Genomic DNA, 18622 nt, shown 5'->3' with positions numbered 1-18622 from the left:
TTTCGAGCCGGTCGAAGCCGAAGTAGGTGTTGAAGTGGTCGTCCCAGGGCATCCCCTCGCGGAGCCATCGCTGACGGGTGTCGTGGAATGTCCATTGAGGAAAGAGGAACACGCGGTCGGGTTGTCCGTAGGTGAAGGTCGCGTGGAAGCGCTCGCGGGAGTTCATGGTCGCGCTCTCCTTTTCGCTGTGCGGTCGGGCACGCCCGCGACGGCGTTCTCGCTTGGATCATACGCCGACCGGGAACGCGGCGCATCCGAGCATCTGCTTGAAGCCTGACCAGAGCCTTTGCCATGCGGCTAAGATTGGTTTATAGTAAGCGACAAGAGTCGGCTGCCCGCTTAGCGCGCTGCCGATGCTCCATACTGAGAGAGGGGGAGAACAGCCGCGCGCTGTCAATGACACCATGAAGGACAAACCCAAAGGTTCCACTCCCCACACCCGCGTGTGGACTCCCAGCGGGGGAGTGCGCCCGGTTCCCAGCGGCGGCGCGAGTCGTCCCAGACCGCCAGAGGGCGACCACGCGCCGGGCTCTCGCGATGGCGCTCATCGCGCTCCCGGGGCTCGACCTGGTGGCCCCGGTCGAGGGGACGCGCAACGCGGAGGACCCCGACGCGGACCTCGCGGAGGCGGCAGCCGCACACGGATGTCGCCGCAGGAGCGCCGCGAGAAACGCGAAGGCTTCGGTCGTCTGTACATGGAGAAGCAGCTTCGCGAGAAGACGCCGATGGTCTTCGTCACGTACGACGGGGCGGTCGAAGGAACTCTCCATAAGCGACTGGTCTACGATCTCGACGTCAACACCAACGGCGAGAAGACGCGGATCAACAAGCTCCAGATCAAGTACTGCTACAAAGCCCCTGACGTTGAGGTTGTTCAGAAGCACCTCACCTACGACGAGGGAGTCAGGAGCCAGGGGCTGACGGCGATCAAGCCGCGCAAAGAGCGGTTCCAGATCGACACGCGCCATCTCGCCGTCGCCCGACAGAAGAAGCTGCCCCTCAAGATCGTGCTGCGCGGAGGCGAGTCCTTCACGGGCAACATCGACTGGTACAGCCACTTCGAGATCAAGATGAGCCTGGGGACGGACGAGGGCTCCGTCGTCGTGTTCCGCCACGCGGCGCACAGCTACGAAGTGATCGGCGCTCCGCCCCTGAGCGAACTGACGCGGCGCGACGATCACCGACGGGGTCCGCAGGATCGCGGCCGCCGGCCGTCCGGACCCAGACCCGTCCACAGCTACAAACGACGCGAGTCCTAAGCGCTCGTGCAAGGAACTCCCACCCGGACCCTCCTCCTTGGCGACAAGGGGAGGGTCGTCGTGTCTCTACTCGGCAAGAGGCTAAGGAAACCGGCACTCCGAAATGCCAAACGCAGCCCCCATTCGACGCATCGGGTTGACGGGCGGCATGGCGTGCGGCAAGAGCACCGTCGCAGCCGTGTGGCGGGAGCTCGGAGCGCACGTGTTGTCGTCAGATGCCACCGTCCACGAGCTGCTCGCCATGGACGCCAGCGTCCAGCGCGAGGTGCGCGAAGCGTTCGGTCAGGGCGTGTTCGACGCCGCAGGAGCCATCGACCGCGCTGCCCTGGGGCGCGTCGTCTTTCACGACGAACCAGCCCGACAGCGACTGATGGCGATCCTCCATCCCCGGACGATTGCGCGGCATACCGCCTTGGCAGACGCGTACCTGTCGGAGCATCCCGACGGCGTCGTGGTTGTCGATTCGCCGTTGCTGTTCGAGTCGGGGCTCGATCGCCACATGGACGCGGCGGTCGTCGTCGCGGCTCCTCACGATGCGCAAATCGAACGGGCGATGGCGAGGGCCCGACGCGAAGGGAAACCGCTGACGCGCGACGAGGCGGAGCGCCGCATCGCGCTCCAGATGCCGCTCGACGAGAAGCGCCAACGAGCCACCTACGTCATCGAGAACGACGGCACGCTGGACGAGCTCAACGCGCGAGCCCGCGCGCTGTGGTGGGAGATGACTCGATGAGGCGCGGCGTGCTGTTCCTCTGCGTCGCGAACTCGGCCCGCAGCCAGATGGCGGAGGCGATCGCCCGCAGCCTGCTACCGCCCGGAACAACCGTCTACAGCGCTGGGAGCGATCCGTCTCGCATCAACCCGGTCGCCATCGAAGTCCTCGCTGAGATCGGGCTGGACGCCTCGTGGCAGCATGCGAAAGGGCTCGATGCGGTTCCACTGGATCGAGTTTGCCTCGTCGTGACGCTGTGCGCCGAGGAAGTGTGTCCCCCGTTGCCACCCGGTATCCGACACGTTCACATGCCGCTGTCCGATCCCGCCCGGGTGACGGAATCGCCACAGGCGTCGCGCGACGCCTTCCGCGCGGTCCGGGACGAACTCGAAAGCCGACTGCCGGAGCTCCTTGCTAGCCAGTTCCGTCCTGCCTGAAGGGAGGCGGAATGCCCATCGTGCTCGCCGGGCGGCGCGAAGGCATCCAGCGACTCGGATCGCCCGCGCGTGGGCGTGACAGTCTACCAGACTTCTCGCGTGCGTTGTCGCTGATGGGAGCGCATCGGTCGTCACGCCAGTCAGGTGGAGGTCTTGATGCGAGCCCACAACGACGTTGCCGTTTCGCGGCGAGGTACAGCAAGGCCCGGCGGGCCCCAGTCAGGCGATGAATCGTTGGCGGGGTTGTGGGTCAGACGTACCTGTCCCGCCCCGTCCGCGTCCATGACGTAGATCTCGTAGTTCCAGTTCCCGTCGCGGGCGGAGGAGAAGGCGATCTGTCGCCCATTCGGTGACCAAGACGGGGTTCTATCCCAGGCCGGATCGTTCGTCAGACGCGTCTGTCCTGCTCCGTCCGAGTCCATGACATAGATCTCGCCGTTCGTGTCGCGTTCCGAGGTAAACGCGATTTGCCGTCCATCTGGTGACCAGGATGGCGAATAGTCCCATGCGGGTTCGTCCGTCAGGCGTGTCAGACGCGCTCCCTCCGCGTTCATGGTATAGATGTCCAGATTCCCATGGCGTCGCGAAGTGAAAGCGATGTGCCGTGCATCAGGCGACCAAGCCGGACCGAAATCCGGCGCCGGGTTGTTCGTCAGATTGGTTTGGGCTGTGCCGTCCGCGTTCATGACGTAGACTTCCTCGTTCCCGTCACGGTCGGACGTGAAGGCAATCTTGCCGCCGTTCGGCGACCAGGATGGTGCATAGTCCCGGGCGGGGTCGGTCGTCAGGCGCTTCAGGTTGGTGCCGTCCGCGTCCATGAGATAGATCTCGTAGTTCCCGTCGCGCATAGAGTCGAAGGCGATCCTCCGTCCGTCCGGCGACCAAGACGGGCGCCAGTCACCCGCAACGTGGTTTGTTAGAGGCTTCTGGTCTGCTCCATCCGATGCCATGACAAAGATGTCCGCGTTGCCGCCGCGGTCGGAGGAGAACGCGATCTGCTGGCCGGCGGCAAGGCCAGCCATCGCCAGCAAACCCAAGACCACAAGGCGTTTTGCGGTATGGCCCACGTCTCGCTCTCCTTAGATACTGCGTGAGCATTGCCGTCAGTGCTGCTATTTGGGTCCGCGCCCTAGCTCCGTGCTCCCGGCCGCGGGAAGTGCCATGCCTCGTGGGGGAGTCCGGAGCACCGCTCTGACACATCGTCAACCGGGAGAACACGGTCGATGCTGGACGCTTCGGGTGCTCGCACGTCCATGGCTCGGGGGCGCCGCCGCTGTCAGCCGTAGCATTCTACGTTGCGGGTGCCGGCGCAGTTGACAGCAGGCCAATCTCGTTCTGCTCGTCTGCCCACGAGGCGGAGCCGACGGGACACGCATGCACCAACCATGGCGCATTGGAGCTTGCTGACGCGCTCGGCGCGCCTGCCGGCATCGCGGATATCTTACGACACGTGCCGATTCGCGCTACGGTACTGAGCACCTGCGTCGAAGCCCTTCGTGTCCGTTGAACGCCGTTCCGAGGGAGCCCACCATGGCACGCGAGGTTCGGTTTGTGCTCATCTGTCCAACCTCTCCCTACTGGCGCACGACCAAAGCCGGCAAGCATCGCGGGGCGCGAGCCTTCCGCTTCTCGATGCTGCCGAGCCTCTACGTCGCTGCGTCGATGCCGCCGTACGTCCAGACGCGCATCATCGACGAGGACGTCGAGCCCATCGACTACGACATCGAGGCGGACCTCGTCGGCGTATCGTTCATGACGTTCAACGCGCCGCGCGCCTACGAGATCGGGGATCGGTTCCGAGCGAAGGGCATCCCGGTCATCTTCGGCGGGTTCCATCCCTCGTTCCTGCCCGAAGAGGCGATCCAGCACGCAGACTCGGTGTGCATCGGCGAGGCTGAGAGCAACGTCCCCAAGATGATGGAGGACTTCGCGGCGGGACGGCTCCAGCCGTTCTACGACGGAGGTCCCGCCGACCTTTCCGGCTTGCCCGTTCCCGACCGGAACCTGATCCGCCGATCGAGCTACATCACTCCGGACGTGATGCAGGCGACGCGCGGCTGCCCGTACCGATGCACCTTCTGCTCCGTCGCGGCGTTCAGCCGGTACACGTTCCGCAAGCGTCCCGTCGACGAGGTGGTCGACGAACTGCGGGGGTTGGGCGGGAACGTCCTCTTCATGGACGACAACATCATCGGTGAGCCGGACTACGCGAAGGAGCTCTTCGCGGCGATGATCCCGCTGAAGAAGCGGTGGCTCAGCCAGTGCAGCATCCGACTGGCGTCCGACGCGGAACTACTGCGGCTGGCGTCCGCGAGCGGATGCTGCGGCATCTTCATCGGAATCGAGTCGCTGTCGCAGGACAACCTGACCGCCTGGAACAAGCACGTGAATCGGGCGAAGGACTACGTCCGCGCCATCGAGCAGATCCATCAGGCGGGCATCGGCGTCTACACGGGCGTCGTGTTCGGAATGGACTGGGACACGCCAGACGTGTTCCGCCAGACGCTGGAGTTCCTCGACACGGCGCGCGTCGACGCGCTTCAGGCGACCATCTTGACGCCCTTCCCTGGAACGCCGTTGTTCGACGAGATGGATCGCGCCGGTCGGATCGTTGACAAGGATTGGGGTCATTATGATTTCGGACACGTCGTGTTCGACCCGGTTCATATGAGTCCGGAGACGCTCAAGACGGGCATGGATTGGGTTTCGAGCCAGTTCTATTCCCGTCGGCGGGTGGCTCGCCGCCTGGTGCGGGCGTTCGGCTACCTGCCGCCATCGGTGGTCCTGCGGGCGATCGCGCCCCTGAACCTGGGGTATCGACTGCGCCATCGAGCGTTCGGCACGTTCGAGCGCGGCAGAACCTTCACGCCGCCCACGAGCGCCGCATAGCCGCGCGTTCGGTTGACACCTCGCGGCGCGCTCCGTATAGTGGGCGCGTTCCGACGGCGGAAGGGCAGCGAGCACCCGAAGGAGACGGCGATGAGCGTTCGAGTCGGATTCGTGGGCGTGGGCGGCATGGCGGGCGCGCATCTGGGCACGCTGCGGAAGTTCGAAGACGTCGAGCTGGTCGCCCTGTGCGACATCAACCCGGACATCCTCGCTCGGCGCGCTCAGGAGAACTCGGTATCCAAGACCTATGCTGACTACCGACGGATGCTGGACTCGGAGGACCTGGACGTCGTGTACGTCTGCGTGCCGCCGTTCGCGCACGCCGACATCGAAGAGCACGTCGCCGCGAAGGGCTGCGCGGTCTTCTCCGAGAAGCCCGTCTGCCTGCGGATGGAGGACGCGCTGCGGAAGTATGAGGCGATCAGGAAGGCGGGCGTCGTCAACGCCGTCGGGTACTGCGTCCGCTACCTGAACACGGTCGATACCATGCTCGACCGAGTGAAGGACAGGAAGCTGGAAGTCGCCAACGGTCACTATATGGGCGGGATGCCGGGCGGACCCGGGCACTGGTGGCGTCAGCGGAACAAGTCCGGCGGGCAGCTCATTGAGCAGACGACGCACATCCTCGACCTGGCGCTCTACGTCGTGGGCGACGTCGCGGCCGTCGGCGGCGGATTCGTGACCCGGACGCCCGTCGACGAGACGGCGGACGTAGACAACGCCAGCATCGTGTTCCTCTACTACGAGAATGGCTGTGTCGGGACCATCACATCGGCGTGCATGCTGTCACAGGGGTTCAAGACGCCGGGCATCGACCTGTTCGCTAAGGACTTCATCCTCGAGTTCGACTACGGGAAGCTGAAGGTGCGCACGCCCGACGCGACCGAGGAGTTCAAGACCGAGGTGAACATGGTCGAAGCCGAGGATCGCGTCTTCATCGACGCCGTGAAGTCAAAGAACACATCGAAGATCCGCGCGCCGTACGCGGCTGCAGTCAAGACGCTCGAAGCCTCGGTTCTCGCCTACGAAGCAGCGCAGAAGCGCACGATCTTGGAGACGTCCTTCAAGGGCTAGCAGGGAGCCGAAACGCATGCCGCTGCGCCCGTTCTATCTGCTGGGGATGGGACGCCGCACGAAGTTGCTCTATCGCGGCGGCGAGCTCCTGGACGCTCTCACCGGCGCGATGCTCCGCTCGTGGGAGGTCGTCGAAGAACACATCGACCCGGCGGAGTACCGCGTTTCGCTGGAGATCGCTGACGGCTTGCGCGTCGTCCTGTCCGAGGACGGCGACGGCGTGTGGCTCGATGATGGCACAGACCGCGAGTGCCTCGACACGATCCCGATGCGACTGCATCGCTTCGAGGATCGGCGGAACCCCGCGCTGATGCGGCGGCTCTACCATGAGCTCCTCATCAACATCGTGGACGGCAAGCCGGTTCCCAACCTGTTCGTCTATCCGAGGCCTTGGTATCGCGACGCCGCCATGGTTGTCCTCTGCTTGGAGCGAACGGGCGATATTGGCTTGGTCGCCGACTGGATCGCCATGCTCCGCGACCCGTTCGACCGCAACAACGCGGGCACCCCGGAGCCCGACAACCTGGGTCAGCTCCTGACGATGATCTCGTGCGTCAGCGACCAGTTCCATCCCCTCGTCGCGACGATCCTGCGAATGGTTCCCGACTTCCGGCGGGGGAACCACATCACCGGGCTGACCGACTTCGGCGAGCATCCCGTCTACCAGACGAAGTGGCTGAAGTACGGCTTGCGGCGCATGCGCCTGGACGATCCGTTCGAGATACCCGCCGTCGAGGATTCGTACTCGGCGATCTTCTGGATGGACTACCGCGACGCTCACGTCGAGTCGCCGGGGTTCGGACCGGCGACGCGGCGGAACTACCCCTACCTCGCCTGGGCGGAGGCGCATTTCCATCACATCCCGGTGGTGGTCGAGGACTCAGGCTACCCGCTGACATGGGAGGCGCATGCAAGTCAGGCGAACTACTCGAAGATGGGGATCGTGGCGCCGGAGTACGTGGATCGGCGTCGGTGCGAGCCCCATTCGTGGCACGCGGCGGAGATGTTCCTCTACCACTGGGAGCGCAACTGACGATGCCGGATGCACTGACATCCCACGAGCGGATGCTCCGAGTCTACGCGCACGAGCCGCCGGATCGCGTTCCGCTGCGCGATGCGCCATGGGGCACGACAATCGCCCGTTGGCGCCGCGAAGGGCTCCCGGCGCACGTAGGCGTCGGCGAGCTCTTCGGCTTTGAGAAGGTCGCCGGCTTCGGCGTGGACAACAGCCCCCGCTATCCGACGCGCGTCGTGGACGACACTCCCAGCTACACGACCTCGACGACTCCCTGGGGAACAACGCTCCGCAACTGGAAGCACACGACGTCCACGCCCGAGTTCATCGACTTCAAGATCGTCGATCGGGAGTCGTGGGCGGACGCGCGGGAGCGGATGACCGCTTCGGAGGATCGCGTCGATTGGGCATCGCTGGAACGCCACCACGTCGGATGGCGCGCGTCGGGGTGCTGGATCGAAGCCGGCGGCTGGTTCAGCTACGACGCCTTCGCGAGCTGGATCGTCGGGACGGAGCGCATGCTCATCGCCATGGTCGAAGACCCCGACTGGTGCCGTGACATGTTCGAGCACGCCACGGACGTGAACCTGAAGCTCCTCTCGATGGCGTGGGATCGCGGCTACCACTTCGACTGCCTGAGCTTCGCCGACGACCTGGGGCATCGGAACGGGCTCTTCTTTTCGCCGGGCACATATCGGAGCGTCGTCAAGCCGATCCATCGTCGCATCTGCGACTGGGCGCACGACCGAGGCGCGAAGGTCATGCTCCACTCGTGCGGGAACGTCACAGCACTGCTCCCCGACCTGATCGACGCGGGGATCGACGGGCTCAACCCCCTCGAACAGAAGGCGGGAATGGACGTGCTCGCTATCAAGCGGGAGTTCGGCGACCGGCTCGTGCTCCAGGGCGGAATCGACGTCCGGGCGATGTCCCAGGCGGATAAAATAGAGGAGGAGATCCGTACGAAGGTCACCGCTGCCAAGGAGTCGGGCGGCTACGTCTACCACTCGGACCATTCAGTGCCGGATGACGTAAGCTTCTCCGACTACTGCCGCGTGATCGCTCTGGTGAAGCATTACGGGAAGTGAATCCGCTCGCGTGACGCCCATCCAAGCCGGAACCCCGACCCGATGAACATCCTTCTGATCGCCGTGGACACGCTCCGTGCCCAGCAGTTGTCCTGCTACGGGTACGGACGACCCACCAGCCCCGCCATCGACGCGCTCGCGCGCGAAGGCGTGCTCTTCGAGGAGATGATCGCCTCGGCGATCCCTACACATCCGTCGTTCACGACGCTCTACACGGGCCAGCACCCGATGACGCATGGCGTCGTCGCCCATGAGGGTGACATCGACCTGGCGCGCAAGACGCCACTCCTCGCTTCGACGCTTCTGAGGAACGGTTGGACGACCTGCGCCGTGGACAATCTGGCGACTGCCCGCGACTGGTTCCTGCGCGGCTACGAGTTCTACATCGACCCGTCACAGCGAAGGTCGCTGGGACTCATGGTGACGTGCGAGCAGCAGAACATCCGCGCGGTCGAGTTCCTGCGGAAGTACGGCGGCGAGCAGTTTTTCCTGTTCATCCACTATTGGGACCCGCACACGCCCTATCTGCCGCCCGAGCGCTATCGGACGATGTTCTACGACGGCGACGCGAGGACCGCGTCTGACCCGGCGAATCGGTCGCTCGACGCCCTGTGGCGCCATCCGCTGGGCAAGGCATGGCGCGACACCTGGTTCCGGGCGCTGGGCGGGAACATCACGGACGCCGAGTACGTGCGGGGGCTCTACGACGGCAGCATCCGGTATGTGGACGACGGCATCGGTGCGTTGCTGACTGCCCTCGACGAGACGGGGCGCGCGAACGACACGCTGGTCGTCCTGATGGGCGACCACGGGGAGTGCCTCGGCGAGCACGGCGTCTGGTACGACCATCACGGGCTCTACGAGGAGAACGTCCACGTGCCGTTCATTCTCAGGTTCCCTGGGAATCTGCCCGCTGGCGTGCGGATCCCGCAAACAGTTCAGACGATGGACATCGCGCCGACGATCCTCGATCTCGCTGGCGTCCAGACGCCCGAGACGATGGAGGGACGAAGCCTCGCGCCGATGGCGAACGGAGAGCCGATAGAGCCGCTGAAGCGGGTCATCACGCCCGAATGCACCTGGCAGGCGAAGTGGGCGCTCCGCACGGAGGACTGGAAGTTCATCCTCGCGCGATCCGTCGACTACTACGGCTCGCCGCCGCGCGAGCTCTACGACCGCCGCTCCGATCCCCTGGAGCTTCGGAACATCGCCGAGGACAAACCGGAGATCGCCGCCGAGCTCGAAGCGGAGCTCGAAGACTGGATCGCGAGCGAAGTAAGCCGTCTGAACCGCACGGGCGATCCCGTCGCGGAGCAGGGGGTCGAGAAGTTCGCGCGGCGCTGGGGCTCCGCCTAGCAGGAGCGGGCGATGGACATCGAACGCTGCTGGGTCAGCCATCCCGACGAGTGGCAGCCGCTGTTCCGCGAGCTGCACGCGGCGTTCCGCAGCCGGACGGCGCTCGACGCGTTCGAGCAGTTCGGCGGCGGGCAACTCCTAGCGCTGACCCTCCTTCCGGCTCAGGAACCGGCGTTCAGGCTCCTCGTGATGGTTCCCCACGGGCACGAACCGGCGCCGACTGCCGCCATCGTCAACGCGGCGTCGCAGCTCCTGCGAGGCTCCTTCCTCGACGAGACACCGACCAGCCTTCCCGTTAACGCAATCCTCGAACAAAGCCTGCTCACGTTCGTGCCGGACTCCAACCCCCAGGGCAGAGCGCGCAGTCCGTATCGCTGCTGGGATGGAACCGCCTGCGACAACGAGACGTTCTGGAAGCACGCCTTCGGCATCGCCGCCGACGGCAAGCGGTTTGGCAGATACCCGGAGTGGCGGCAATCGGAACATGAGCCGCGCCAGATCGGCGTCGTCTACGAGCAGATCGCCGACGACCTCTGGGTGGAGCCGAACACGTGCCGGCGTTCGACGCATGCGCACGCGATGGACGCCTTGTTCGAGCGATACCGCTACACGCACATGCTCGACATGCACCAGCACGAATGGGACGAGTGCGCGCTGCTGCCCGCCGCGTTCGATTCGCTCGACTCGCGGACGCAGGACGAGCTCGAAGCCTGGTCGAGCAGGCTGATCGCTGCCTGGCGGGCGATGGGAGTGAAGCCGAGACCCAAGGCGAGCGTCCCGTATCGCGGCGGACCCCGGCAGGCGCTGTTCCTCGAGTTCTGGGCGGGGCGGTGCCCAGAGATGCAGGTTCTCGGCTCCGAGGTCCGCAACAACCGCTACGATCCGACCGGCGAGCCCACGCCCATGGAACGCCAGTTCCGATCGGCGTGTGCCGCGCTCGAAGCGACGTTGCGCCTCGCGTACGATCCGTTGCCCTGATCGACTCGCCCACCTGTCGCTACACGCTCAGCTTCAGATAGCTCGCGTGACGGCTCCGCTCGATAGCGCCAGAGCGCACGGCTTCGAGGATTGCACAGCCCGGTTCCTGCCGATGTCGGCATCCCGCGCCGAAGCGGCACGTTCCCAGATAGCGTCGCATCTCCGGGAACAGAGCGGCGACGTCCGTCCCATTCAGCGCCCACATCCCAAACTCCCGCATCCCTGGCGTATCGACGACGCGTCCGCCGTCGGGGAGGTCGTGCATCTCCAGCGTCGTCGTCGTGTGCTTGCCCTTGCCCGTGCTGCCGCTCATGTCGTTCGTGCGGATGTCCAGCCCCGGCACGAGTGCGTTCAGGAGCGACGACTTGCCCACGCCAGACTTCCCGACGAACACCGCCGTCTTGCTGCGCAGAAGCTGGCGCAGCTGGTCGATCCCTCGACCGTCCATGGCGCTGGTGAGGACGTGTGGGTAGCCGATCCGCGAGTAGACTTCGAGGTCTCGTCGGAGCGTGGGCTCGTCGGCGAGGTCGAGCTTCGTCACGCCGATGAGGGGCGCGATACCGAACGATTCCGCCGCGACGAGATGGCGGTCGAGCAGCGCCCAGTTCGGCGGGGGTTGGGCTCCTGAGACGACGGGAACGATCAGATCGGCGTTGGCGACGATCACCTGTTCGAGCGGCTTGGTTCCAGAGGTGAGCCGAGAGAACCGCGTCCGACGCGGCAAGACGTGGCGGATGACACCGAAGCCGTCCGGAGCTAGGTCGTACTCGACCTCGTCGCCGACGGCGATGGGGTCCACTTCGCGGATGTCGAGGGTGTCCACGACACGGCGACGAACGGACTGGGGAGACGCGATCGGGTAGACGAGCTGCCGTCGCAGGAGAGATGTGATCGAGCAGATGACAGTCGCGTTGCCGTCGCGAACGGTGTAGCTGCCGAGTGACTTCGCGTAGACGGTTCCAGTGCGCGGACTCGGGGTATCGGTCAAGGGTAGGGTCTCCGTCGATCCACGGTGGCGATAGGTCGGTCGCTGCGGTGATGCGTGCCACATGCATGGGGTTCTCCTTCTCGTGTCGGCGCTCTACCGCACGGCGAGCGCGACGGTGTGGGCTCTTCCCTGTTTGACCTTCTCGTAGTTCCCGAACGACTCCAGGAAGCTCCGCCGGACGAACTCGCGCAGCCCCGCAATGGTCACGACGACGAGCCGACCGCCCGGCTCCAGGTGCGTCCGGGCGTCCTCCAACAGGATCGTGAGCATCTCCTTGCCGACGTTCGCCGGCAGATTTGAGACGACGAGGCTGAATCGCCGATCCGCCAGCGCCGAGAAGCCGTTGCTGAGCACCGACGCGGCGTTGGCGCATCCGTTCAGGCGCGCGTTCCGCCTCGCGTAATCGACAGCGACGAAGTCTTTGTCGACCATCGTCACGGAGCCGCCGCTCGCGGTTTTCGCCAGCGGAACGCCGATGGCTCCGTAGCCGCAACCGAGGTCGAGGCAGACGTCATCCGGGCGAACGTCCACGTTCTCGATCAGCAACCGCGATCCCGCGTCGATCTCCCTCGGTGAGAACAAGCCCCAAGTCGACTGGAACCTGAGCGCTATGCCCCGAACCGTCGCTTGGAACTCGATCTCGCGGCGCAAAGGGCGCGTCTCCATACGGCGGAGCCCTCGGTACTGCCTGGGTGCGGATGCACTTTCGGTCGGGATTAGCTAAGACGGGCGCGCGGCGGCCACGAAGCGCGTGAAGAGACGCTGCTGCGTCGGATCGACCCCGGCGTCGATCTCGGGATGCCATTGGACGCCGAGGCACCACGGATGATCCGGCAGCTCGACCGCTTCGACGATGCCGTCAGGAGCCGCGCCGACGACGCGCAAGCCGTCGCCCAGCTTGCCGACCGCCTGGTGGTGCCACGTCGTCACGTCGAACGCGGCCTGCTGGAACACCTTCGCCGCCAGCGAGTCGGGCTCCAGCGTGACCGCGTGCCAACCGGGAGGCGATGGGAACCCCGCGTGATCGATGTCCTGCACGCGGACATCGGGCAGGTGCTGGATCAGGTCGCCATGCAGCGCGACGTTGAGCATCTGGATGCCCCGGCAGATGCCGAGGATCGGCTTGCCGGCGTCGATGAAGGCGCGCGTCAGCGAGACTTCGAGCTCATCGCGCTCGTCGTCGGTCGAGTAGACGGACGGATGCCGCTGAGCGCCGTAGCGCGACGGGTTGATGTCTCCGCCGCCGACGAGCAGGATGCCGTCGAGCGCCTGGGCGAGCCGCTGGACGTTTCGGATCGCCGGCGAGATGAGCAGCGGCACGCCCCCGCCACGGGTCACAGCGTCCGAGTAGGCAGAAGGGCTTCGGAAGACTTCGAGGACCTTCGCGCGGTTGTCGTGGGGTTCCCGCGCGTAGGTCGTGATGCCGATGAGCGGCTCCGGCTTGGCGGCTCTCCTCATAGGGAGACGGTCTCGCCGTCGCGGGGCCAGAAGGTGTTAGGGAAGATGGCGCGCGCCGCCTCGAGTGACGGTTCCTGCTGATCCTCGGTCGAGTGGGTCAGGACGAGCCGCTTCACGCCGCCCAATCGCGCGATCTCGGCGGCTTCAGGCGCTCCGGCGTGCAACGACCCGTTGTCGGCGGGAGCCGGCTTGCCGCCGAAGGACGCCTCGTGGACGAGCAGATCGACGCCCCGCACATGTTCCGCGATGGAGGGCAGGAATGCCGTGTCGCCCGTGAACGCGCATGTCGCGCCCGATTCCCTCTCGGTGAACCGGTAGCAGAGCCCAGCGACCGGGTGCTTCGATGTCGTCGTCGCAACACTCAGCGTGTCGTCCTCGAACGCGTCGCCGGGCTCCAGCGGGAAGAGCTCGACCGGCGGATCGACGTCGGGGAACCTGCCCGGCTGAAGGAGCGCGCGGGCGAGCTCGACGACCGTCGCCAGGTCGTCGGCGGGCCCGACGATCTTGAGAGGCGGACGGTCGGGTCGCTCCCGGCGGCGCATCGACAGGTAGAACAGCACCTGGGGAAGCCCGATGTAGTGGTCGTGGTGGCAGTGTGTCAGGAACACCGCCGACAAGTCCATCGGGCTGAACCCGTAGTTCCGCATCTTGATGGCGGCGTACCAGCCGGTGTCGATCAAGTACTTGCCGTTGATGACGGCGCTCGCCGTGTCGTGACCCGCACCCGGGACGACGGATGCCGTGCCGAGGAAGGTGATGTCCATGCGCGACCTCTTCGGTGCTAGATCCGCTCGAAGTAGCGGATGCGTTCCCAATCCGTGACGGCTCTGTCGTAAGCCTGCTGCTCGACCCGGGCGAAGTGGAGGTAGTGGTTCATCACGTCGTCGCCAAGGGCTTGTCGGAAGAAGCCGCTCCGTTCCGCGAGAGCGATCGCGTCGCGCAAGGAGGTCGGGACGCGCGGAAGGCTCTCGGCGCGGTAGGCATCGCCGACGAAGAGCTCGCCCGGATCGAGCCCGCGAGCCATGCCATCGAGCCCAGCCGCGAGAAGAGCGGCGTAGGCAAGATAGGGGTTCACATCCGCGCCTGGTAGGCGGCACTCGATTCGCTGGCTCGCCCCATAGCCCACGACGCGAAACGCCGCCGTCCGGTTGTCGCTCGCCCAGGTGATCGCCGTCGGAGCGAACGTTCCCGGCTGGTAGCGCTTGTAGGAGTTGACGGTCGGCGCCAGGAAGAGCGTCATCTCGGCGGCGTGTTCCAGCAGGCCCCCGACGAACGCGCGGAACGCGTCGGAGCCGTCCGCGAACAGGTTCACGCCGTCGCGCCACAGGCTCAGGTGCATGTGGCAACTGCTGCCCGCCTCTTGGGCGCTCCACTTCGCCATGAAGGTGACTGACTTGCCGCGTTGCCACGCGACTTCCCGCGCGATGTGCTTGTAGAGGGAGTGGCGGTCTGCCATCTCGAGCATCTCGGCGTAGCGGACGTTGATCTCCTGCTGACCGGGACCCCACTCGCCCTTGCTGAACTCGACGGGGATGCCGGATCGGCTCAGATGCTCGCGGATCGCGCCGATGACATCGTCTTCCTTGGTTCCCTGGAAGATGTGGTAGTCCTCGATGTACCACCCGGCGCGCTCGATGCCCTCGTACCGCTTCGCGCGGGCGTCGCGGTAGGTCTCGTCGAACAGGTAGAACTCGAGCTCCGAGCCACCGACGGCTTCGATTCCGATCTGCGCGGCGCGTTCGAGCTGCGCTCGAAGGATGCTCCTGGGAGCCACCGACACCGGTTGGTCGCGCTTCTCGTCCACGAGGTCGCAGAGGACGATCGCCGTCCGTTCGAGCCACGACGCGACGCGAAGCGTCCGCCAGTCGGGAGCCGCGAGGAAGTCCCCGTAGCCCGTCTCCCAACTCGTCAGCTCGTAGCCGGGAACCGGGTCCATCTCCATGTCCACGGCGAGCAGGTAGTCGCAGGCGTGCATGCCGTGCTCGGCGACGTGCTCGACGAAGAACTCGGCGTCGATGCGCTTGCCGACGAGCCTGCCATAGCAGTCGGGGAAGACAGACAGGACCTGCGTGATGGTTCCCGCGCCGACACGCTCGCGCAGTTCGTCCAGCGTCAGCGTCCCGCGCACGCTCATGGGTTCTCCGTCGTTTGATCAGACGTCACGTTGCGGATGGGACGGGCGCGATTATAGCGATGGGGAGGAACCGCGGGCAAGCCACGCACGGCGTCAGAGCTCGGAACCGTCGATGTCGATGAGTTCTTCAGCGGACTCGTCGCCGTCACGGCGGAAGAGCACGGGCCCGTCATAGAGGTCGGCGATGCGCTGCTGAACCTCGTCGATCTGCTCTTTGGGTGTGCTCGTGCCGGCTCCAATCCCGAGGTGGCGGATGCCCCGGAGCCATTCCTTCCGAACGAGCTCCTTGGCATCAATGTGGTAGGTCGTGTCGGGGAGGCGTTTGGCGGCGATGCGGGCGAGGTTCGTCGTATTACTGGAGTCGTACCCGCCGACGATGATCATCGCATCGACCCATTCGGCAAGCGCCTGAACCGCTTCCTGCTGGTTCTTAACGGGCTTGCAGCGCGTATCGACGGCGCGGCATTCGGGGTACTTCGTCCGTCGGATGTACTCGACGAGGTCGTGGAACTTCTCGCGCGTGATCGTCGTCTGGCAGATGGCGACTGTCTTGCCGAGGTCGTTCGGCAGCGCGTCGACGGCTTCCGTGCTGTAGACGACGCTGATGCGCGACCCGTAGCTGCGGCTGGCGATGATCTCCGCGTGGTGGGGGTTCCCAACGAGCAAGACGTAGTAGCCGTCGCGCTCGAAGCTCTGAATCTTGCGGTAGACCCATTTGAGGAGCACGGGGCATGTCGCGTCGTGGTAGACAATGCCGCGCTCGCGGAGCGCCTCCTTGAGGGTGCGCGGGTAGCCGTGCGCGGTGATGATCACCTCGGAGACACCGTCGAGCGTTTCGAGGTCGGCGTACCGCTCCAGGATGGGGATACCGTGGGAGGCGAGGTCGCCGACGATCTTCGGATTGTGCACGAGGGGCCCCAGAATGGGCTTCTTCTCGTGCTCGGCGAGTCTGATGGCAGCTTCGACGCCGAAGCAGGTTCCCGCGCTTCGTGCGACGATGACTTCCAGCGGCGCAGACGCGGCATGCTGCTGAGCCAATGGGGTCCCGATCAGAGGTAGGGGGTCACAGCGGCGAGCATGTCGTCGTACGACTGCTGCTCATAGAACGAATGGCGCAGCGTGCCTTCGCGGTCGTAGACGAACGTTGCGGGCACGCCGCCGCCCCACTCCGGGTCCACCGCGTTGACGAACGCCTCGAACGCGTTGCCGTTCGTCTGCTCCTTGATCGCGAACTGGAACGGGTACGCGTGCTTCTTCACGAACGGCTTGACGGCGCTCTCCAGCGTATCGACGTCGTCGAACGAGACGGCGATGAACTTGATCCCCTTGGAGCCGTACTCGTCTGCGAGCTTGGCGAACTCCGGCATCTCCTCGACGCAGGGCCCGCACCACGTCGCCCAGAAGTTGAGCACGACAACGCTGCCACGCGCAGCAGCGACGGCTGCGGCGACTTCTTCCTGTCCGACGACGGGGACGGTATCCGAGGGTGCGACGCTGGCGGCTGGGGCGGCTTCCTTCGGCTGGCTTCGGCCGCACGCGACGCTCAGAAGCGTCGCGGCGGCTAGAAGGCATATACCGACAGCGTCACGGGGTCGCACTGGGGCGATCCTTCGACGGCTTGTCGACGCGCTTGATCGTACAGCCGAACGCTTTGGTCTCGGTCTTGGCGATGGGCTTCGCTGCGAGGAAGGCGTCCAACGCAGTGTCGAGGTACTTGCTCTGGATCTTCGAGGTGTTCTGGCTGTCGTCGATGGCTCCGTGGTAGCGAAGGACGAGCTTCGGCGAGTCGCCGCCCTTCACTTCGAGGAGATAGGCTTCGGGCGTCACGCGCGCGTTGAGGACGTCGGCGATCTTGTTGTCGGGGTCCTTGACGATGGTGAACGCCAACTTGTTCTTCTTGGCGTGCTCGACGACCTCGGGCACCGACTCCTGCTTGTTCGAGTTGATGCCGAGAACGCGGATGCCCTTCTTCTCATAGGCCGTATGGAGGGCAGCCATTCGCTCGTTGTAGTCGTTGGAGACGGGGCACTGTGTGGCGATGAACAGAAGGAGAACGCCCTTGGCCGGCTCCTTCCCCTCGACCGCGAACGTCGATAGGGCCGTCGGGTCGCCCGTCCGGGCATCGGGCAACGTGAAGTCGTCGATGGCATCGCCGATCTTGGGCCCTTCGGCAGCCATCGCCGTCACGGCAAGCAGGCAACCGACAAGGACAGAGGAAAGCGTACGTCGCAACATGCAGGACTCCTCATGTTGGGGGGACCGAACCATACTGGTTCGACCGCACCGACTCTCACCAGGTTTAGTGTACCGATGGAGAGGCGACATGCAAAGACGGCTCCGGGTGGCAGCCACCGAACGCAGGAGTAGCGATGGCCTAGCCGTGCGTCTCGCGGATCAGAGCGATGTGCTCTGGCGTCGTGCCGCAACAGCCGCCGAGGACGGCGACGTAGTCCAGGAGCGGCTTCACTTCCTCGACGAACATGGTCGGCGTGGAGGGGAACACGGTCCGTCCTGCGGAGACATGCGGTCTGCCGGCGTTGGGTCGGGCGACCAGCGGCATGTCGGGAAGCGCCTCGCGGTAGGTGCGGAGGGCTTCGAGGCACACGTCGGGCGTCGTGCAGTTGACGCCGAGAGCGTCCACATCGCCGAAGAGCTCGGCGACATCGTCCGGCGACACGCCCATCATCGACCGCAGACCGCGCGCTCCGGCGTCGAAGGTGAAGGTCAGGACGACGGGCAGGGAACTCGCCTCGCGCGCCGCATCGACGGCGACGCGCGCCTCCTCGGCGTCGCTGATCGTCTCGATCCAGATGCAGTCGGCGGCGTCGCATGCCGCTATCTGTTCGGCGAAGGCGGCACGCAGGTCGTCGGGGTCCATCTCGCCCAGCGGCGGGAGCATCTCACCGGTGGGCCCGATGCTGACGCCGACGAACGCCGCGCCGGAGCCGCGAGCCGTCTCGATGGCGTTCCGGTTCACCTCGGCGACGCGATCCGCCAAGCCATGCCGTTCGAGGGTCAGTCGCATCGCGCCGAGCGTGTTGCAGAGAACCATCTCCGCGCCAGCATCGACGTAGCCCCGATGGACGTTGGAAACCGCATCGCGGTTCGTCAGGTTCCACACTTCCGGCGCGTCGCCGACGGGCAGTCCGGCAGCCTGGAGCATGGTTCCCATCGCGCCGTCGGCAATCACCACGCCGGACTTCAGCCGGTCTATGAAGCGTGACATGGCTGGTG

General features: G+C 65.6%; 18 protein-coding genes. 8 read left to right on the top strand and 10 right to left on the bottom strand.

Annotated elements, in window-relative coordinates; genetic code table 11:
• Positions 1-644 precede the first annotated feature (644 nt).
• From FJZ36_04150 to FJZ36_04140, 3 genes are all read left to right on the top strand, one after another.
• Positions 645-1259: a hypothetical protein gene (locus FJZ36_04150; GenBank protein ID MBM3214087.1), complete on the top strand. Its 615-nt coding sequence runs from the start codon at positions 645-647 to the stop codon at positions 1257-1259.
• Between the two features lie 103 nt (positions 1260-1362).
• On the top strand, positions 1363-1992 hold the full coding sequence (locus FJZ36_04145) for a dephospho-CoA kinase (protein ID MBM3214086.1): 630 nt from the start codon (positions 1363-1365) through the stop codon (positions 1990-1992).
• On the top strand, positions 1989-2408 hold the full coding sequence (locus FJZ36_04140; GenBank protein ID MBM3214085.1) for an arsenate reductase ArsC: 420 nt from the start codon (positions 1989-1991) through the stop codon (positions 2406-2408). The genes FJZ36_04145 and FJZ36_04140 overlap by 4 nt, the downstream gene beginning before the upstream one ends.
• Positions 2409-2548: 140 nt before the next feature.
• On the opposite strand, the gene FJZ36_04135 is transcribed toward FJZ36_04140, so the two are convergent.
• Positions 2549-3430, bottom strand: coding sequence for a DUF5050 domain-containing protein (locus FJZ36_04135; GenBank protein ID MBM3214084.1), 882 nt, complete (start codon positions 3428-3430; stop codon positions 2549-2551).
• A 508-nt stretch (positions 3431-3938) separates the two neighbouring features.
• Here FJZ36_04135 and FJZ36_04130 point away from each other — a divergent pair.
• The 5 genes from FJZ36_04130 to FJZ36_04110 all read left to right on the top strand — a co-directional run bounded on the left by FJZ36_04130 (position 3939) and on the right by FJZ36_04110 (position 10808).
• Positions 3939-5297, top strand: coding sequence for a B12-binding domain-containing radical SAM protein (locus tag FJZ36_04130; GenBank protein MBM3214083.1), 1359 nt, complete (start codon positions 3939-3941; stop codon positions 5295-5297).
• Positions 5298-5387: 90 nt separating this feature from the next.
• Positions 5388-6371 carry a Gfo/Idh/MocA family oxidoreductase gene (locus tag FJZ36_04125; GenBank protein MBM3214082.1) on the top strand — a complete coding sequence of 328 codons (984 nt, stop codon included), beginning with the start codon at positions 5388-5390 and terminating at the stop codon, positions 6369-6371.
• 897 nt (positions 6372-7268) lie between these two features.
• Positions 7269-8474, top strand: a complete 1206-nt coding sequence (locus FJZ36_04120; protein MBM3214081.1) for a hypothetical protein — start codon at positions 7269-7271, stop codon at positions 8472-8474.
• Positions 8475-8516: 42 nt separating this feature from the next.
• Complete coding sequence (locus tag FJZ36_04115; GenBank protein MBM3214080.1) at positions 8517-9830, top strand: DUF1501 domain-containing protein; 1314 nt, start codon at positions 8517-8519, stop codon at positions 9828-9830.
• 12 nt (positions 9831-9842) lie between these two features.
• Entirely contained in the window at positions 9843-10808 is a 966-nt protein-coding gene (locus FJZ36_04110; protein ID MBM3214079.1) for a hypothetical protein, read from the top strand.
• 19 nt (positions 10809-10827) lie between these two features.
• Here FJZ36_04110 and rsgA read toward each other — a convergent pair whose 3' ends face one another.
• From rsgA to FJZ36_04065, 9 genes are all read right to left on the bottom strand, one after another.
• Positions 10828-11859, bottom strand: a complete 1032-nt coding sequence (rsgA, locus tag FJZ36_04105; GenBank protein MBM3214078.1) for a ribosome small subunit-dependent GTPase A — start codon at positions 11857-11859, stop codon at positions 10828-10830.
• 30 nt (positions 11860-11889) lie between these two features.
• On the bottom strand, positions 11890-12462 hold the full coding sequence (locus tag FJZ36_04100) for a methyltransferase (protein MBM3214077.1): 573 nt from the start codon (positions 12460-12462) through the stop codon (positions 11890-11892).
• A gap of 54 nt (positions 12463-12516) precedes the next feature.
• Positions 12517-13254 carry a gamma-glutamyl-gamma-aminobutyrate hydrolase family protein gene (locus FJZ36_04095; GenBank protein MBM3214076.1) on the bottom strand — a complete coding sequence of 246 codons (738 nt, stop codon included), beginning with the start codon at positions 13252-13254 and terminating at the stop codon, positions 12517-12519.
• Positions 13251-14018: an MBL fold metallo-hydrolase gene (locus tag FJZ36_04090; protein MBM3214075.1), complete on the bottom strand. Its 768-nt coding sequence runs from the start codon at positions 14016-14018 to the stop codon at positions 13251-13253. The genes FJZ36_04095 and FJZ36_04090 overlap by 4 nt, the downstream gene beginning before the upstream one ends.
• 17 nt (positions 14019-14035) lie before the next feature.
• Positions 14036-15388 (bottom strand): glutamine synthetase, encoded by a 1353-nt coding sequence (locus FJZ36_04085; GenBank protein MBM3214074.1) that lies wholly within the window; start codon positions 15386-15388, stop codon positions 14036-14038.
• Positions 15389-15481: 93 nt separating this feature from the next.
• A complete protein-coding gene (ispH, locus tag FJZ36_04080) occupies positions 15482-16441 on the bottom strand; it encodes a 4-hydroxy-3-methylbut-2-enyl diphosphate reductase (GenBank protein MBM3214073.1) in 960 nt (319 codons plus the stop codon).
• The gene (locus tag FJZ36_04075; protein ID MBM3214072.1) at positions 16438-17091 is read right to left on the bottom strand and encodes a TlpA family protein disulfide reductase; all 654 of its coding nucleotides are present in this window, start codon (positions 17089-17091) and stop codon (positions 16438-16440) included. Before FJZ36_04075 ends, ispH begins: the two co-directional genes overlap by 4 nt.
• Positions 16973-17713: a redoxin domain-containing protein gene (locus FJZ36_04070; GenBank protein MBM3214071.1), complete on the bottom strand. Its 741-nt coding sequence runs from the start codon at positions 17711-17713 to the stop codon at positions 16973-16975. The genes FJZ36_04075 and FJZ36_04070 overlap by 119 nt, the downstream gene beginning before the upstream one ends.
• A 49-nt stretch (positions 17714-17762) precedes the next feature.
• Positions 17763-18614: a hypothetical protein gene (locus FJZ36_04065; GenBank protein MBM3214070.1), complete on the bottom strand. Its 852-nt coding sequence runs from the start codon at positions 18612-18614 to the stop codon at positions 17763-17765.
• Positions 18615-18622: the final 8 nt, after the last annotated feature.

The organism is Candidatus Poribacteria bacterium, from assembly GCA_016866785.1.
Lineage (GTDB): Bacteria > Poribacteria > WGA-4E.
This window is presented reverse-complemented; position numbering and strand designations above follow the sequence as displayed.

What these genes read in the sequence shown, in the direction of transcription:
- FJZ36_04150 (MBM3214087.1), top strand. Translation starts at nt 645, where the DNA reads ATGTCGCCGCAGGAGCGCCGCGAGAAACGCGAAGGCTTCGGTCGTCTG.
- FJZ36_04145 (MBM3214086.1), top strand. Translation starts at nt 1,363, where the DNA reads ATGCCAAACGCAGCCCCCATTCGACGCATCGGGTTGACGGGCGGCATG.
- FJZ36_04140 (MBM3214085.1), top strand. Translation starts at nt 1,989, where the DNA reads ATGAGGCGCGGCGTGCTGTTCCTCTGCGTCGCGAACTCGGCCCGCAGC.
- FJZ36_04135 (MBM3214084.1), bottom strand. Translation starts at nt 3,430, where the DNA reads ATGGCTGGCCTTGCCGCCGGCCAGCAGATCGCGTTCTCCTCCGACCGC.
- FJZ36_04130 (MBM3214083.1), top strand. Translation starts at nt 3,939, where the DNA reads ATGGCACGCGAGGTTCGGTTTGTGCTCATCTGTCCAACCTCTCCCTAC.
- FJZ36_04125 (MBM3214082.1), top strand. Translation starts at nt 5,388, where the DNA reads ATGAGCGTTCGAGTCGGATTCGTGGGCGTGGGCGGCATGGCGGGCGCG.
- FJZ36_04120 (MBM3214081.1), top strand. Translation starts at nt 7,269, where the DNA reads ATGGGAGGCGCATGCAAGTCAGGCGAACTACTCGAAGATGGGGATCGT.
- FJZ36_04115 (MBM3214080.1), top strand. Translation starts at nt 8,517, where the DNA reads ATGAACATCCTTCTGATCGCCGTGGACACGCTCCGTGCCCAGCAGTTG.
- FJZ36_04110 (MBM3214079.1), top strand. Translation starts at nt 9,843, where the DNA reads ATGGACATCGAACGCTGCTGGGTCAGCCATCCCGACGAGTGGCAGCCG.
- rsgA (MBM3214078.1), bottom strand. Translation starts at nt 11,859, where the DNA reads ATGTGGCACGCATCACCGCAGCGACCGACCTATCGCCACCGTGGATCG.
- FJZ36_04100 (MBM3214077.1), bottom strand. Translation starts at nt 12,462, where the DNA reads ATGGAGACGCGCCCTTTGCGCCGCGAGATCGAGTTCCAAGCGACGGTT.
- FJZ36_04095 (MBM3214076.1), bottom strand. Translation starts at nt 13,254, where the DNA reads ATGAGGAGAGCCGCCAAGCCGGAGCCGCTCATCGGCATCACGACCTAC.
- FJZ36_04090 (MBM3214075.1), bottom strand. Translation starts at nt 14,018, where the DNA reads ATGGACATCACCTTCCTCGGCACGGCATCCGTCGTCCCGGGTGCGGGT.
- FJZ36_04085 (MBM3214074.1), bottom strand. Translation starts at nt 15,388, where the DNA reads ATGAGCGTGCGCGGGACGCTGACGCTGGACGAACTGCGCGAGCGTGTC.
- FJZ36_04070 (MBM3214071.1), bottom strand. Translation starts at nt 17,713, where the DNA reads ATGTCGCCTCTCCATCGGTACACTAAACCTGGTGAGAGTCGGTGCGGT.
- FJZ36_04065 (MBM3214070.1), bottom strand. Translation starts at nt 18,614, where the DNA reads ATGTCACGCTTCATAGACCGGCTGAAGTCCGGCGTGGTGATTGCCGAC.